Source organism: Myxococcus sp. CA056, assembly GCF_013336715.1.
Classification (GTDB): Bacteria; Myxococcota; Myxococcia; order Myxococcales; family Myxococcaceae; genus Myxococcus; species Myxococcus llanfairpwllgwyngyllgogerychwyrndrobwllllantysiliogogogochensis.
The window spans coordinates 72,918-88,777 of the sequence record NZ_JABUMT010000019.1 but is presented as its reverse complement, the minus strand read 5'-3'; the positions used below and the strand labels follow the sequence as shown (position 1 = coordinate 88,777).

Genomic DNA, 15,860 nt, shown 5'->3' with positions numbered 1-15,860 from the left:
GAATCCCTCCGGTCCGCCAGAACAACGGGGCGGGGGCCCGGAACCGGCCAGCCCTTCGTCCGGAGATTCGCCGCGAGATTTCCTGTCCGCTTTTCTGGCCCCTGTTCGTTTCCCTCGGAGAATCCCTCCGGAGCCTCCCAGAGCCTTGGACACCGACATCCAGAGCGCCTACCTGCGCTACTTCCCGCTCATCCGGGAGAAGTGCCGCCGGATGCTGGGGGACTCCGACGAGGCGCAGGACGTCGCGCAGGAGACCTTCATCCGGCTGTGGCGGACGGGGCTCCCCAAGGACGCCCGCCATGCGACCGCGTGGATCTACCGGACCAGCACGAACCTGGCCGTGGACCGGCTCCGCCAGCGCCCGAGCAGCGCATCCGCCCATCGTTCGGAGGAGCTGTCGGATGAACGCTCCGCCGAGGCGACTTTGTGGCGGCGTCAGGAGTTGGAAGCCTATGCGCGGCACCTGCCCGCGGATGCGCTGGAGGCCGCCTTGCTGAGCCGGCTGGATGGATTGACGCAGCAGGAGATCGCCGAGGTGCTCCAGGTGTCGGAGCGCACCGTGCGGCGACTCCTCCAGCGGCTCGATGAGCAGGTGGAGCACCTGAGGAGGACGCTCGGACCATGACGACGACCCCACGGCACCCTTCCTTCCTCGAACTGGACCGCGTGGCGCTGGGCCTCCCGGGCCCGTCGCTCGCGCGGCACCTGGAGACCTGCGCCGAATGTGGTGCCTACCTCCAGCGCGTGAAGCAGCCCGAGTCCGTGCCCGTGTGGGCGCGGTCGCTTGGGACAGCGCCGCCCCGTGGGACGTGGCGTCTGGAGTGGAGGCGATGGGGTTTGCCCCTCGTCGCCACCGCCGCGCTGGCCTGTCTGGTGTTCGTGGTCGTCCCGGGGACGCCGTACGTGGCCCCCAAGGGCGCGCCCGCTGTCGCGGTCCATCTCAAGCGTGGCGAGCAGGTCTTCCTCTGGGATGGGCAGACGCCGCTCGTGCCCGAGGACCGCATCCGGTTGCAGGTGTCCTCGGAGTCGTACCGGTACGTCGCCGTGGCCGCGCGCGCGCCGTCGGGGTGGGCGGTGCTCTTCGCGGGGCCGCTCTCCGAGGGTCCAGACATGGCGCTGCCCGCGAGCTGGCGGGTGGATGAGGCGGGGGGCGAAGAGGTCCTGCGCGTCCTCTTCAGCCGCGAGCCGCTGCCCACGTCCCAGACCGAGGCGCTCTTCTCCGACGCGCCCAGGACTGAGAAGCTGTGGACCACCGAGCTGCGTCTGCCCAAGGGTCCTCCGCCATGAATGGATTCACCCGCGCGTGCCTCGTCGTCCTGCTCTCGTGGCTGATGGCCGCCACGGCCCGGGCCGAGGAGGCGCGTGCCACGCCCCCCGCGTCGAGGCGGATGGCCGTCATCGTGGGCTCCAACGCGGCGGTGCCCGGCCGGGCCGCCCTGCGCTATGCGCACGATGATGCGAGGCGGGTGGCGGACGTCCTCGTGCAGGTGGGAGAGGTCCGCGCGGAGGATGTCGCGCTGCTCCTGGACCCCACCCCCGCGGCGGTGCTCGCGGCGCTCGACGGGCAGCTTGCGCGCCTGCGCTCGACGCCCGGGGACACGATGTTGCTGTTCTACTACTCGGGGCATGCGGACCAGCAGGCCCTGTATCCCCAGGGCGCACCGCTCCAACTCGCCGCGCTGAAGCAGCGCATCGAGAGCTCGGATGCCACGGTGCGGGTGGGCATCATCGACGCGTGCCGGGGCGGAGGGTGGACGCAGGCCAAGGGGCTTCACGCGGAGGCGCCGTTCGCGCTGGAGGTGCCCCTCCATGTGCAGAGCACGGGCTCGGTGCTCATCGCCTCCAGCTCCGGCCTGGAGAACGCGCACGAGACGCAGGCCCTGGAGGGCTCGTTCTTCACCCATCATCTGGTGGCGGGGCTGCGCGGCGCCGCCGACATCGCTGGAGATGGCGAGGTGTCGCTCGTCGAGGCCTTCACCTATGCGAAGCAGCTCACCATCCGCGACACGTCGGTGTTCGTGGAGCGCCTGCAGCACCCCAGCTTCGACATGAACCTCCGGGGGCGCGATGACCTGGCCCTCACCCGCGTGGACTCAGGGGACAGTGTCGTCGTGCTCGTCCAGCGCCGGGGACCGCTGGAGGTGGTGCTCACGTCGACGGGGCAAAGCGTCATCGAGACCCCCGCTGGCGAGCGGCAGATGAAGGTGGCCCTGCGCCCGGGGCGCTACCTGCTGGTGCGCAAGGGCCCGGACCGCCCGGCCGTGCGCGAGTTCAGCATCCAGGCGGCGCAGTCGCTCCAACTCGACGAGGAGGACATGGTGCCGGCGAGCTTCGCCCCCATCGTGACCAAGGGGGCCGAGGACCCCGCCACGACCTGGGCCCAGGTCACGCCACACCGGATGGTGTTGCTCCACCCCTTGTCACTCGCGTTCGCGGTGACATTCCGGATGGAGTACGCCCACGCCCTCACCCCGTTCTGGGCGTTCACGCTCGAGCCCTCGTACTGGCAGGAGACCAGCGTCACGAGCTACACGATGGGCGGGTTCGACGCGGGCGCCCGCTACCATCTCTTCGGCAATGCTCCGGAGGGGCTCTTCGTCGGAGGGAAGCTGGGTATCAGCATCCTGGGGGTCAAGGATGATGGGGCCAACAGGACCATCTTCACGCTGCACCAGGCGCTCGAGGTGGGCTACTCGCTCCTCCTCTGGAACCGGCTCGTGCTGTCCCTGGGCGTGGGCGTGGGCAACGCCTTCTCGACGGCGCGGGACGTCAATGAAGACGGAATGTGGCACCCCATCGTCATCGACATGGGCCCGCGCAGGCCTCAACTGGGGCTCTCCGCGGACTATCGGGTCGCTGTCGGCGTCGCGTTCTGACGCCGCTGCTCCCCGAGCCTGGGACACGCCTCACTGGAAGGAGAACTTCGAGCGCAACTCCGGAGGCGCGAGCAGGTTGCTGTGTCCCGTGTTTGCGATTTCCGCCATGGTCTGCAACATCCGATGAATCACCCCGCACAGGGTGTCGCAATTCATGATGAAGGTCTGCTTCTTGGTCTTCTTGACCTTCTTCTTGCTGTCCAGCTTGTCCAGCTTCCCCTTGTAGGGTTTGAAGTAGTCCTGCACGTCGCGCAATGGGACGTTCTCGCCTTTCGCCGCCCTCGCGCAGAGCTCCTCCAATAGGTTGAACTTGGGCTGGACATGCTTCGCGAAGTCGAAGCCCGCGTCCTCGAGGTTGATCTGCGAGATTCGCAGGATGCAGAAGGTGAGGCGTTCGACTGACATCACGGGGCCGTAATCCACGTACGGGAGCGCCCTGGCTTTCGCCCATTTGCTTTGCGCGATTCGCTCTTGGGAGTTCGTATCGACCGTCTGGTCGAAGATCGTCACGATCGTCGGCTCCTCGAGGCTGAGGATGCACGGCACCCGGATTTCGGTGCGGAAGAACGTCTTGAGGGTCTTGTGGAGGAGGGTGAGCACGGAGGCATCCTCCGGACTCTCGAGCGTGGCGGAAGCGACTGACAGGTCCTTGATGAGCTTCCCGAGCAGGTCGACCTTGCCTTGATAGCGGCGCAGCTCGCGAATGAGGGAGAGCGCGAGCGCCGCCCGGCAGCCCCAGTTCCCGTAGAACACCTCGAAGAGGAAGCAGTTGTAGTGTTTGGTCTTGCCGTAGACCTGGGTCCACTCGCTGCAGTGTTTCTCCTTGAAGTCGATCACCCTGACCAGTTCATCGTACAGGACGCTCTTGTGGGTGTTCTCGTTGTCGAAGGGGATGCCCTGGTCATGAAGGGAGATGCACAGCTCCGGCCCGATTTCATCGAAGTTCATGCACAGGACGATGTCGCCGTAGCGAGAGCCGCCCGTCATGGCGTTGTACGTGAACTCCAGTCGGCCGAACACGTAGTCGATGTGGCCGAACTTGGCGTCCATCGTCTTGCTGGTGTACTTCGCGCTCTGGTTGCCGACCGTCGGTGACATCAACGAGTGACTGCTCTTGATGGCCTCGGTCTCGGTGCCGTGCTTGAAGTACATCGGCAGCTTGATGAAGTGCTCGTAGAGCATCCACTCCGCGCACGTCAGGACGATTTCCCGTGTGTCCTCCTCCACGGACAGGCGGGTATAGGTCTTCTTGACCTCGATGGGGTCGATCTTCCAGGCCGAGTACCCTGACTCCGCGTAGATCTCCCCGCTGTACAGCAATTGATAGAACTTCTCCTTGGTGACGCAGGCCCCCTCCTTGGGCGGGAGCTTCGTATTCAACTCTTGAATGACGAAGCAGAGGTTGCACTCGCTCAGCTCGATGAGGGTCGCCGGCAGCGAACCGCACGACACCGCCAGCACGTGCTGCTGCTTCAGTCTCTCCATGGCGAGCGTGTAGGCTTTTCCGTGCTTGTGGATGTACTCCTGGTAGATTTTCTCCTGGATTGTATTCGTCCACACCTTGCGCTGCTCGACGCGCCACTTGTCCATCAGGCTGATGGATTGAGTCGTCGAGGACGACGAGGGGGACTCCCCTCGTTCGTGGAGGTGGAGCAGGTACTTCAGCGTGTGCAGGCGGTCCAGGAAGATTCGCCGGAACAGCAGGTCGAAGTCATTCGGGTTGACGCTCAGGAGCCCCTGCGTCTGCGCGAGGAGGGTGACCTTGCGAAGCGCCTGATGGAATATATCCAGCTCGCCCTGCTTGTTGCTGAAGGGGATGGGACGCGCGAGCGTTTTCAACAGACAGTCGACCACCACGACGAGGTCGCAGGAGTTCGACTCGAGGTATTTCTTCGTCAACTCGAATGACTGGAGCTCGTAACCCTTCCAGAAGTCATAGGTGTTGATCCATCGGTCAATCAGCGAGAGGACGAGCTCCAGCGAGAGCGTGCCGGGGCCTTGCCTGGTGTTCTTGGGTTTGGGCTGATGCAGCTTGAATCCGCAATCAGGACACCAGCCGTCATCGAACGAAACGGGCCCCTTGCAGTTGGAACAGCGCGACGGCGCCTGACCGAAGATCAGCAGGTTCGACTGCGGGCCCCCCTGGCTCAACTCGACACGAGAGCTGTTCGACTTCTTCCCACAACCCATGCAGAGCCCGTCCTCGGATTCTCGACGGAACGAGTGGCACGAGATGCAGAGGTTTCGCTTGCAGGGCGCGCATGGGTCGCCCCGGAAGTCGACGACGTTGCGCTTGCAGAGCACGCAGTAATGCGTCAGGTCCATGGGCTCCTCCTGAAGGGGAGAGGGTGGGGAGACGGCCTGTGCTTCTTCATCAGGAGGGCGGGAACCCGGACCTCGCCGAACTCGAAGTCCCAGGGGCCCTGTTCGACATATCCCGCGGCTCGGTAGAAGGGGACGGCGCACAGGGACGCGGTGACGTCCAGGGCCTCCATGCCCAAATCCCAGGCGGTGCGTTCCAGGCTTCGCAAGAGGCTCTGCCCCAGGCCTCGCCGCATGTGGCCGGGCGCGGCATACAGCGCCTCGATACGGGCCCTGCGGGGATGGAGCTGGCCAAAGGCAACCACCCGGCCCTCATGCTCCGCGACAAGCAACTCGCGGACGGACTGCGCGTCGCGGCGGTATGTCGGATGGAGCGCCTGGCACCAGGCCTGTATCTGGGTGCCGTCGTAATACTCACGCCAGGCGGAGTGGATGGAGGCCAGCTCCAACCGGTACATCGCGTCTCCATCCCTGGGTTCCGCCCGGCGGATGTGCGGTTTGATGGCCCGGGGTAGGGAAGGAGTATCAGGGAGCGATGCGGGGCGCGGCACCATGCCGTATGCCTATTGCAAGGCAGGCGCCGGGCCGGCGGGCCTCTCGCTTGGGTTGTGTGGGGGTGCCAGTGCGCGGCGGCTCCCGCGTGCCAGCGGAACGCGGCTGCGTTCTGGAGGAACGAGTCCCCCATGGGTTCGTTGCCCGCACGTTGATGGCTGTCACCTCCCTCCTTGCAGCCTGAGCCATGACAGGGCCTGGAGCGAGGCGAGCCAGGCGCCCGCGACCAGGAGGTGGCGCAGGTGGTTCAACCGGGCCCAGAGCATCGCGCTCTCCACGGACGCCGGCGTGTCTGACGCCTGCATCAGCCGCATCATCGTGGGGATGAAGTAAGAGAAGGTGAGGAGCCTGTCCACGAGCGCCACCACGGCGGCCGCGAGCCACCAGGTGCGCAGCGGCCCCGTGGCGCGCGTGGCGAAGAAGAGGCTCGCCAGGGTGAGCAGCGTCAGCGGTCCCGTGCTGACGAAGGCCCAGAAGCGCAGCCCCACGTTGTCCTGGCGCGCCGCCTCCGCGAACCAGTGCGCGCCGGTGGCGTCGAGCCATCTGGGAAGCACGATGCGGTGCTCATAGAGCCCCGCGCCGAGGGAGACGCCCAGGTTGAGCACGAAGAGCCACAGGAAGATTTCCGCCGCCGAAGGCTTCAGGTTCATCATGCGGGCAGGATGCGTCCGGGGCCCGCGAGCGTCTTTCGTGCCCTTGTGCTGTTTTTCTGATTCCTGCGGTGTTCCTCATGGGTCCCCGACACTCCCTCCTCGAGCAGATTGGCGCCGACATCGTCCGCTTCCAGGAGGCCACCGCTGAGTTCGACGCGGCCGTCGGGGAAGTGCTCGCGCTCGGCCGCGCGGAGCTGGTGTGTCTGGCGCAATTGCACTTCGGCGGGCCCACGCCCTTGAGCGCCGTCGCCCGGGGAACAGATGTGGCGCGGCTGGAGCTCGCGGGCTATGTGCGACGGGAGTCGGCGGGAAGTGGCACGCGACTGGTGCTCACGGGACACGCGCGCGAATGGATTGAGACCCTCTGGGGACCCTTTCGCACGGAGGGGTTCCAGCTGATGTCGTCCCTGCCGGATGCGGACCTGAAGGTCATCGCGGGCTTCCTGACCTCGGCACGGGCGGTCCAGGACCGCCATGCGTCCCGTGTGGCGAAGCTGCTCCAGGCCCCCGGAGGCTCCAGGGCGGCGCGGCGGCGTGGAGGCCTCTCCGCCGCCGCGCTCCATCGCGTGCAGCTGTTCATCGAGGCGCACCTCGCGCGGACGATTCGCGTGGAGGAGCTGGCCCAGCGCTCCGGGTTGAGCGTCTTCTACTTCACCCGCGCCTTCCGGCAGTCCACGGGGATGACGCCGCACGCCTTCGTGCAGCAGCGGCGGGTGGAGCGGGCCCGCGAGTTGTTGATTCGCACTTCCCGCTCCCTCGGGGACATCGCGCTGGAGGTGGGCTTCAGCTCGCAGAGCCACTTCACCACCGTCTTCCGCCGACTCACGGGGCTGACTCCCGCTGTCATCCGGCGCGGAGGCGGGTGAGACTCTCCGGCGCTGGAGTGCCTGCGTAGACGGAGCCCTGCCATGTCGCAATCGACCATGCTGTTCGGCGAAGCGTTCTCGCCCTGGACCCAGAAGGCGCGCTGGGCCCTGGAGCATTGCGGCGTTGCGTTCGTGTATCGGGAGTACACGCCGACGCTGAGCGAGCCGGCGCTGCGTTGGCGCATGCGGCAATGGTCGGGCAAGGTGTCGGTGCCGGTGCTGCTGGCTGGTGCGCAGGTCGTGCGCGGTTCCTGGGACATCGCCCGTTATGCGGCGCAATGGGCCGGTGACGGGCGGCTGGGTGACTTCGAGGTGATTGCTCCCTGGAACGAATTGAGTGAAGCGGCGCTCGCCGAGGCGCGGACGCGCGTGGTGCGCTCCGTGTTGGCCGACCCGGAGGCGCTCGACGAAGCCGCCGCCTCGGTGCTGCCCCGGCCGCTGCGCCGCCCCCTGCGTTTTGTCGCACGCGATGCCGCGCGTCGACTCGACCGCAAGTATCGGCAGCTGGTGGTCCCGGGCTCGCTGCGACAGGCGCTGGAGCGAACCCGCGCCGGGTTGCGCGCGTCGGGCGGTGAGTACCTGCTCGGGCGCTTCAGCTATGCGGATGTCACCATGGCCGTGGTGCTGGAGGGCATTGCCCCGGCCGCGCGGATAGAGCCGCCCTTGGGCCCCGCGACACGTCGCTGCTGGAGTGACGAGGCCCTGGCGGGAGAGTTCGACGACTTGCTGAAGTGGCGCGCACGTCTGGTGGCGACACACTCGGCTCGGTAGGCGCAAGGTCGCTCGCTGCTGCCGCGGCGGCTCGGCGCTCAGTCTCCGCGCCGACTGACAGAACCACTCTGCCCATGGCCGCTCTCCGCGCGGCTTCCGTCCCGCGCGGGCAGGACGGAAGCCAGCCGCGCCGGAAGGGGAGTGCCTTCGCGGCGCGGCCAGCCCGGGTCAGAGGTTCATGAACGAATCAGGGACTCGCCTGACAGAGGTGGCCCCTGAGTTTGTTGGGGAACCCTGGGCTCCCTGCTCAGGGCGTGTCGAGCCTCGTCGCAGACACCTGCTCCTCCTGGGTGTGCTGCCGCTGTCGGAGGTTCCGCAGGGCGGTCAACGTCACCACGGACATGACCGAGGCGTACCCCACCAGTGGCCACGCGGTGTCGCCGTCGAGCAGGACAACCATCAGCGTTCCGAGGACGCCGACGATGAGGCTCTGGATGCAGAAGTAGAGCGCGACCGCTGTTCCCGCCATGGCGCCAAAGGCCTGGAGTGCGCCATTGGCGGTGACGGACGCGGCGAACACGATACCGGCCGCGATGACCCACATCGGCACGACGAACGTCCAGAAGGACGGGGCCGCGAGCAACTGCCCGGCTGTCAGCAACGCCGCGCCGAGCAACAACAGGAGCATGCCGCGGGTGAGACTTCCTTCGAGCCCCCAGGTCGCCACGAAGCGCTTCGCGAAGCGTGTCGTGAGAATCATCGCGAGCGCGGCGGTGGCGAAGGCCAGGCTGAAACCGAGCTCCGAGAAGCCTGCCTGTCCGATGAGGACCCGAGGCGCCGTGGAGAAGAACACGAAGAATGCGCCCATGGCCGCGCTGAAGCCCAGCGTGTACGTCCAGAACGCGGCGCTGCGCAGGATGGGCCGGAACGCCACGCGGTGGTGTGTCCCGCCGGATGGGCGCGTCTCGTGCCATCTCGGAACGGCGTTCAGCAAGGCCGCCGCCGCCAGGATGCCGAGCGTGGTGAAGATGGCTCGCCATCCCAGTTGTCTGGCGAGCAAGGCCCCGGCGATGGGACCGAGCGCGGGCACGAAGGCCAGCATGGCGCTGAACAGGCTGTAGATGACCGCGCTCTCGGGGCGGTCCGCATAGACATCACGGACCGTCGCGAACGTGGCGACGAGGGCCGCCGACGCCCCCACGGCTTGCAGGAGCCGCAGGCCGACGAACATCGCGGCATCGGACGTGCCCGCGAGCAGGAACGAGGCGGTCGCGAACAACAGCGCGCCTCCCAGCAGGACTGGACGCCGGCCGATGCGGTCCGAGACCGGGCCGAACACCACCTGCCCGAGCCCGAGCACGGCCATGTAGAGGCTCAGCGTGAGCTGGATGATGGCGGGGGAGGTGTTGAGGATTCCGGTCATCGCCGGAACCACGGGGAGGTAGATGTCCATGGCCAGTGAGGCCAGGAGGTCGAACGGGGCCATCAGCCACAGCGCTGCTGGCACCGAGTGCTTCCACGACAGGGTTTTAGGGTCAGGCACGATTGCATCCGCACAAATGAGGAACATCTGGCGGCGCTCTGCCTCTCCACGGGTACCGGGATGAGCTGGGACAGAGGGCCGCGGCAACGGTTGACGTGTCGCCGCGGCTCACTCATCTGCGGATTTGGTGGTGCTCATCCGGCCGGCTCCTGCGGGCGTCGTGTCTGCGCACGAAGGCCACGGGTGGGTATAGCAACCGCGCCGGTGTCGCTCAATCCTCCGGCAGTGGTCGGACGGCTGCTTCCTGGAGCTCTCTCGGAGGGGTAGACAGGCTCAGCAATCAGCTAAACGTGAGAGTCGTGGCTGTTGGTCTAGATAGTGCGGCTCGCGAGCGCGGTGCTCCAGGGGCTCAGCCACACCACTGAGGAAAGCATTTTCTGTTCCGGCAAACTGCGGACGGACCACACTCCAAGCTCTTAGTCCCACAGACACCTTTCATCGAGGCGACGGATACGCACCTAGGGGGGATGCTGAAGACCAGCTCGCAGCTTGATTCCAGACAGTCGGCGAAGTCCCCTGTGCCGTTGGAGTCGCCACACCGCTCGTCCAAAATTGGCAATGAGCGACAGGTCCCTGAGCCTGCGTCGCAATAGGAGAGCGGACCGCAGTCCCCTGCGCCAGGCTCACAGGCCTCATTCGGTGCCTTCGCGGCCCTGCACTCCTTCGGCGAGCGGTCGCCCTGGATCGGTACGGTCTTCACGCATTTAAATCGCAGTGCGCACTGCTCGTCGTTCTCGCACGGGCCCGCCTCCCTGCGCTTGATACACAGGCCATTCTCGCACTGTGTTTCCGAGTCCGGCGAGCACCGCGCCACCGCGCCGCAGCGTTGGTCCAGCCCCACGTCGCTGACACAGATTCCTCCCAAGCAGGATGAGCCCTTCTGACACCGGTCCAGGCCCGTACACGCCCCGCTGAGGGGGATGAACGCCTGGCACACGCCGGGACACGCCTCCGTGATTCTGCACCACCCGCCCTGGCAGTCTGCGGTGTTGGCACACGAGCCTCCCGCGGTCACTTGGGGCTCGAATGCCTGGCATCCCTCCAGCAACGTTCCCTGCGCGAATGCCTCAAGGTTCCGCTTCCCCTCGTCGTTACGCAGCCCCTCGGGGTTCACCTCCCCACAAGACCTCGTCCGAAGGGCGCGCACGCAGGCGCCAAACTTCTCGGGCCGGAACACCTGTCGCCCCGCCGCCACGCTCGCCTCGACCGACTTGCACACGTCTGTCGGGCCCAACATCCGCTCAAAGTCCTCCACGGACCCGCCGAGGCACTCGCTCGCGTGGACCGCGATGCTCTGTATCGCCGCGAGGCAGGACTCCCCGAGCATCTGCGCTGTCCGCGCGCCCTCCACGCACACTGCCTCTGCCCCGCAGTGCTGCGATTCGAGGCAGTGGAGGTCGTCCTGACAGGGCACCGGCGTGAGCGTCACGGAGCAGCCCAGCCACAACACACCCAGCAGCATCCAGGTCGCGCGCATGTCAGAAGCTCCCTTCGATGAAGAAGAGGGTGACGCTCGTGGCCGCGGCCACGCCCGCCACACCATAGAGGATGTTCGCCGCGCGTGACTTGCCTTGCGCCGAGTCTCGCAGCCGCCGGACGTCGGCCCCGTCGTGCGGACGGGTGGTCAGCTCCCGGGCATCGGCGCGCGCGATGCTCCCGAGCAGCACCGCCCCCACCGTCGCGGCCCCCGTGGCCCCGGCGGCCACCCAGGTCCAGGTCCGTCCTCGCGAAGGAGCTTCCTCCGTCACGACGGGCACGATGTCGGGCACGGGGTCGGCGGCCATCACCGGCGTTGGCGCGAGCACCAGTCGAAGCTGGATGGGCTCGCCCACGCGCACTTCCAGGCTTCGCTTCAGGGACAGGTGGTCCGGAAGGGTCAGCTCCAGCTCATGCGCGCCCACCTCCACCGGCTCGCTCCACGGGGTCTGCCCGCGGGCCTGACCATTCAGGAGCACCTGGGCTCCCGAGGGCTCGCTGTCCACTGTCACCCGAGGCCGACGCGCCGCCTCGAGCCGGGTCTCCAGGTTGGTGATGCGGTTCTGGACGCCCTGGCGGTCCTTCGCCTTGGGCACGAGCCGCAGGTACTCGCGATAGGAGGTCAGCGCCTTGTCCAGCTCACCGAGCTTCTCGTAGCACTGGCCCAGGTTGTAGAGGACCACGCCGTTGGGCACCTGGCGATACGCCTGCTCGAAGGCGGTCGCTGCCTCTGCGTAGCGGGCCTGATCGTAGAGGCGGGTTCCTCGCTCGAAGGCGCGCCGCGCCTCGGTCCGAGCGGCGGCGTTGGCTGCGACCGCCGTCGTGCCCGTCAGGGTGAGCACCAGCGCGAGGAGGAGGGGAGACGTGGCTCGAGGGGGACGGATCATCATCGTCTCAAAAGGGGTTGGGCTTGAGCTCCCGCACCTTCTTCAACTCGGAGGCGGGCGGTTTCGGGGCACGCGGCGCGGGCAGCTTCGTCAAAGTCACTTCCACCCGCCCGCTTGACGGCAGGTATTCCACGGAGGCCGGGGCATGCCCCGCGAGCGAGAGAACCCACGGTCCTCCGTCATCCGAACGGTCAAGCTCCAGCGGCGTCGTCCCGAGGACCTGCCCCTTCGCGCTCACCGTGGCGCCCGAGGGCTCGGAGACGATGGACACGCGAAGCCGGGGCGCTGGAGTCGGCGCCCGCACGGGGGCAGGGGACGCGGCCACCTGGTCTGTCGCCGGAGGCTCGCGTTGAGAGAGCAGTCCGGCCAGGACGATGAGCAAGGTCAGCGCTCCACCCGCCACCCCCCACCGCATGCCTCGCTTCGAGGGCGAGGCGCGAGGGGGCGTCACCGCCGGGCTCACGGAGACCGGTGCCGACCTGGCGATGGGAGTGGGGAAGGGGGTCGTGGTCCGTGCCGTCACCAACCCGCCCGGCAGGTGCCCCGAGGCGAGCGCCTCCAACTCCTCGCGGAATCGCGCCATGGAGGGACGCGCATGCGGCTCCTTGGCGAGCGCCCGCACCACCAGCGCATCCAGTTCGGCGGGCAGGCCCAGCTCCGGGCGCCGCTGGCCGGGGGGCTCCACCGTCGCTTCCAGGTGCTGAAGCATGGTGGCGAAGGAGTTCTCCCCATGGAAGGGCGGCGTGCCGGTGAGCAGCTTGTAGGTGAGCGCGCCCACCGCGTAGACGTCCGCGTTCGCGTCCACCGCGCCGCCCGACACCTGCTCGGGGGCCATGTAGTCCGCGGTGCCGAGGATGGCGCCCGTCTGCGTGAGCTTCTCGCCCTCCAGGTGGTTCATCTTGGAGATGCCGAAGTCCACCACCTTGACGAAGTCCGGCCTCCCCCCGCGCGACACCAGCATCACGTTCTGCGACTTCACATCGCGGTGGATGATTCCGCGCGCATGCGCCGCCTCCAGCGCCCTGCACACCTGCACGAGAATAGGAACGGCCCGCGCCAGCGGCAGGACGCGCTCACGCCGCAGCAGCGTGCCCAGGCTCTGGCCGTCCAACAACTCCATCACGTAGAACAGCTCGCCGTGGGCGGTGCGCCCCAGGTCCGTCACGTCGACGATGTTCTCGTGGCCAATCTGGCTGGCGGCAATGGCTTCCAGCTCGAAGCGACGACAGAAGGTCGCATCGCGCGACAGCTCACCCCGCAGCACCTTCACCGCCACGCGCTTGCCCAGCCCCATGTGCTCGGCCAGGTAGACCACTCCCATGGCCCCTTCGCCCAGGAGAGACAGGAGCCGGTAGCGCCCCTCGAGTACCATGGGCAGCAATGCCTCGCCATCCTGGGCGCAGTAGACAACTCCCTCTGCATACTCGCTCTGGCACCTCGAGCACCGCGGCATCGTGGGGCGAGAGGTTAGCACGCGGACATTCCTGGCATGTGCCTCAGCGCACCGCGTGTTTGCGCAAGAGCTTGATGACGTGGGCCCGGTCCACCTCGGCTTCGCGCGCCATCTGACTCACATTGCCGCCCGCGGAGTTCAAACGCTGGCGCAGGTAGGTCTCCTCGAAGTGGTCCAGCCAGGCTTCCTTTGCATCCTTGTACGAAAGATCCACGCGCACCGAGGGAAGGCTCGGCATGGAGCCCGGCGTGGGAGTGCCCTGGACGAACGCCGCGTCCAGCGCTCCGGACATGGCCACGCTGCGCTCCACGAAGTTGCGCAGCTCGCGCACATTGCCTCGCCAGGGAAGCGACATGAGCTGGCGAAGCGTCTCCGCGCCCGGGGGCGTGTACGGGCGCGGCGGCAGCCCGAGCGAGCGGAAGGTCTCCTCCCACAGATGTCGGAGCAGCAGCGAGAGGTCCTCCAGGTGGGCCCGCAGCGGGGGCACGCTCACCATGCCCACCGCGAGGCGGAAGTAGAGGTCCTCCCGAAACTCCCCCCGGTTGACTCCCGCGCGCAGGTCCCGATGGGTGGCGGCCACGAAGCGCACGTCCACGGGCCGGAAGGCATCCGCGCCCACGCGCTTGACCTGCCGGCGCTCCAGGGCGCGCAGCAGCCGGGGCTGCACCGCCAGGGGGAGCTCGCCAATCTCGTCGAGGAAGAGCGTCCCTCCATGGGCGGCCTCGAAGGCCCCGCGCCGCTCATGGGTGGCGCCGGTGAAGGAGCCCTTCTCATGGCCGAACAGCTCGCTCTCCACCAGTTCCGGCGGAATGGAGCCGCAGTCCACCACCACGAAGGGGCCGGAGGCGCGGGGGCTCCGTTGATGGAGCGCCTCCGCCACGAGCTCCTTTCCCGTGCCGCTCTCTCCTTCGATGAGCACGGTGGCATCCGTGACGGCCAGCCGCGCGAGCCGCGCGAACAAGGCCCGCATCACCGCGCCCTCGCCGACCAGCTTGCCAAAGTGCGGCTCGGAGTGGAGCGGCACCACGTCCTGCTCGGCCACCCACGTGAAGCGCACCGTGGTGTTGCCGAAGGCCAGCGTGGAGCCATCCACCACGAAGGCGTCCGTCACCCGGACGTGGTCCACCCGCGTGCCGTTGGTGCTCTCCAGGTCGCGCAACCGGTAGCCCCCAGGCTTCCTCTGGAGCTCGGCGTGGAAGCGGGACACGGTGGGGTCGCTCAGCACCAAATCGTTTCCGGGCGCGCTGCCGATGGTGAGCCTCTCCGAGGAAGAGGACACCTCGATGTTCGTGTCCGGGCCCGTGGAGACCTGGAGTCGCACTCGGCGGACAGACAGCCCACCTGGCGTGTCCTGGGGGGAGATGACCTCGGTATGCTCTGACATGCTCGCGCTCATCCCCTCGTCATGGCGCGGAGCCTGTCCGACGCCCGATGGACCCGTCGCTTCATGAATCGTCCTCGCGCAGCTCGAGCAGGGCCGCCGAGAACGGACCGCGGTTTCCAGCCCCCCGAGAGGCGGCGGGCGCCGTGCCCTCCGAGGTGAGCGTCTCCGCCACCACCTCCGCCACGCGCCAGGGCTGCTCGCTCTCCCCCGTGCCGTCCACGGCCGCCAGCGCCCGCGCCATCTCTCCCGCGGTGGCATAGCGCTCCGAGGGGTGACGTCGCAGGGCTCGAAGCAGCACGTCCGCCAGGGCGGGGCCGGCCGTGCGCCGCAGGTCCTCGGTGGGCGCCAGGCGCGCGTCACGCACGGCGAGCAGCAGCTGCGCGTCATTGGTGGCGGAGAACGGACCCTGTCCCACCACCGCCTCGTAGAGGAGCACCGCGAGCGAGAAGAGGTCCGCGCGGCCATCCAGCGGTCCTCCCTGGACCTGCTCGGGGGACATGTAGCGGAGCCTGCCTCGCGTGCTGCCCGGCGCGGTGTGCGAGGGCGTCCGCAGCCCCTTGGCGATACCGAAGTCCGTCAGCTTCACATCCCCGGTGCGGCCGAGCAGCACGTTGGCCGGGCTGATGTCCCGATGGACGATGCCGAGCAGCTCGCCCCGCGCGTCTCGCAAGCCATGCACGTGCTCCAACGCATGCAGCAGGCTCAGTCCCACATAGCGCACCAGAGGCGGCGGCAACGTGCGCCTGGCGCCCAGGACGCGCCCCAGGTCCACGCCATCCACGTACTCCAGCACCAGGTAGGGGCTGTCCTGCTCCACGCCGAAGTCCAGCGCGGAGACGACATGGGCGTGCCCGAAGGTGGCCATGAGCCGGGCCTCCTGAGCGAACATCTGCCGGTAGGTCTCCTGCGCGGCGAGCCTCGGCAACATGCGCTTGATGACCACGGGCTTCTCGAAGCCCTCGGCCCCGGGGAGCACCGCGAGGAACAGCTCCGCCATCCCTCCACTCGCCAGCCGCGAGCGCAGCCGGTACCGGCCGAGCATCCCCAACTCAGTCGCGAGCGTCATGGCACCGGACCTGCTTTTGAACGCGGGCGCCGGCGGTCCGGGAGGCTCGTCCCACACATGTCCCGTTGCTC

General features: G+C 67.8%; 13 protein-coding genes. 5 read left to right on the top strand and 8 right to left on the bottom strand.

The annotated features are described in order from the left end of the window. Positions 1-145: 145 nt before the first annotated feature. From HUA76_RS40495 to HUA76_RS40485, 3 genes are read left to right on the top strand one after another with little or no spacing between them, the layout of a single operon-like run. Positions 146-625 carry an RNA polymerase sigma factor gene (locus tag HUA76_RS40495; protein WP_174463912.1) on the top strand — a complete coding sequence of 160 codons (480 nt, stop codon included), beginning with the start codon at positions 146-148 and terminating at the stop codon, positions 623-625. Continuing rightward, positions 622-1,287 carry a hypothetical protein gene (locus tag HUA76_RS40490; RefSeq protein WP_174463911.1) on the top strand — a complete coding sequence of 222 codons (666 nt, stop codon included), beginning with the start codon at positions 622-624 and terminating at the stop codon, positions 1,285-1,287. Before HUA76_RS40495 ends, HUA76_RS40490 begins: the two co-directional genes overlap by 4 nt. Next, positions 1,284-2,876, top strand: a complete 1,593-nt coding sequence (locus HUA76_RS40485; RefSeq protein WP_174463910.1) for a caspase family protein — start codon at positions 1,284-1,286, stop codon at positions 2,874-2,876. The genes HUA76_RS40490 and HUA76_RS40485 overlap by 4 nt, the downstream gene beginning before the upstream one ends. 30 nt (positions 2,877-2,906) lie before the next feature. On the opposite strand, the gene HUA76_RS40480 is transcribed toward HUA76_RS40485, so the two are convergent. The 3 genes from HUA76_RS40480 to HUA76_RS40470 all read right to left on the bottom strand — a co-directional run bounded on the left by HUA76_RS40480 (position 2,907) and on the right by HUA76_RS40470 (position 6,403). Further along, positions 2,907-5,201 carry a hypothetical protein gene (locus HUA76_RS40480; RefSeq protein WP_174463909.1) on the bottom strand — a complete coding sequence of 765 codons (2,295 nt, stop codon included), beginning with the start codon at positions 5,199-5,201 and terminating at the stop codon, positions 2,907-2,909. Next, the gene (locus HUA76_RS40475; protein ID WP_174463908.1) at positions 5,192-5,656 is read right to left on the bottom strand and encodes a GNAT family N-acetyltransferase; all 465 of its coding nucleotides are present in this window, start codon (positions 5,654-5,656) and stop codon (positions 5,192-5,194) included. Before HUA76_RS40475 ends, HUA76_RS40480 begins: the two co-directional genes overlap by 10 nt. 255 nt (positions 5,657-5,911) lie before the next feature. Beyond that, a complete protein-coding gene (locus HUA76_RS40470) occupies positions 5,912-6,403 on the bottom strand; it encodes a DUF1772 domain-containing protein (protein WP_174463907.1) in 492 nt (163 codons plus the stop codon). Between the two features lie 77 nt (positions 6,404-6,480). On the opposite strand from HUA76_RS40470, the gene HUA76_RS40465 reads away from it, so the two are divergent. Together HUA76_RS40465 and HUA76_RS40460 are read left to right on the top strand one after the other, a co-directional pair. Then, positions 6,481-7,269, top strand: a complete 789-nt coding sequence (locus HUA76_RS40465; protein WP_174463906.1) for an AraC family transcriptional regulator — start codon at positions 6,481-6,483, stop codon at positions 7,267-7,269. 42 nt (positions 7,270-7,311) lie between these two features. Continuing rightward, positions 7,312-8,040 (top strand): glutathione S-transferase family protein, encoded by a 729-nt coding sequence (locus HUA76_RS40460; protein WP_174463905.1) that lies wholly within the window; start codon positions 7,312-7,314, stop codon positions 8,038-8,040. Positions 8,041-8,287: 247 nt separating this feature from the next. On the opposite strand, the gene cml is transcribed toward HUA76_RS40460, so the two are convergent. From cml to HUA76_RS40435, 5 genes are all read right to left on the bottom strand, one after another. Beyond that, positions 8,288-9,550: a CmlA/FloR family chloramphenicol efflux MFS transporter gene (cml, locus tag HUA76_RS40455; protein WP_174463904.1), complete on the bottom strand. Its 1,263-nt coding sequence runs from the start codon at positions 9,548-9,550 to the stop codon at positions 8,288-8,290. Positions 9,551-11,001: 1,451 nt separating this feature from the next. Then, positions 11,002-11,889: a tetratricopeptide repeat protein gene (locus tag HUA76_RS40450; protein ID WP_174463903.1), complete on the bottom strand. Its 888-nt coding sequence runs from the start codon at positions 11,887-11,889 to the stop codon at positions 11,002-11,004. A gap of 4 nt (positions 11,890-11,893) precedes the next feature. Then, positions 11,894-13,258 carry a serine/threonine-protein kinase gene (locus HUA76_RS40445; RefSeq protein WP_217440863.1) on the bottom strand — a complete coding sequence of 455 codons (1,365 nt, stop codon included), beginning with the start codon at positions 13,256-13,258 and terminating at the stop codon, positions 11,894-11,896. A 124-nt stretch (positions 13,259-13,382) separates the two neighbouring features. After that, on the bottom strand, positions 13,383-14,723 hold the full coding sequence (locus tag HUA76_RS40440; protein WP_174463901.1) for a sigma 54-interacting transcriptional regulator: 1,341 nt from the start codon (positions 14,721-14,723) through the stop codon (positions 13,383-13,385). A gap of 61 nt (positions 14,724-14,784) precedes the next feature. Beyond that, positions 14,785-15,789 carry a serine/threonine-protein kinase gene (locus HUA76_RS40435; RefSeq protein ID WP_174456287.1) on the bottom strand — a complete coding sequence of 335 codons (1,005 nt, stop codon included), beginning with the start codon at positions 15,787-15,789 and terminating at the stop codon, positions 14,785-14,787. Positions 15,790-15,860 lie beyond the last annotated feature (71 nt).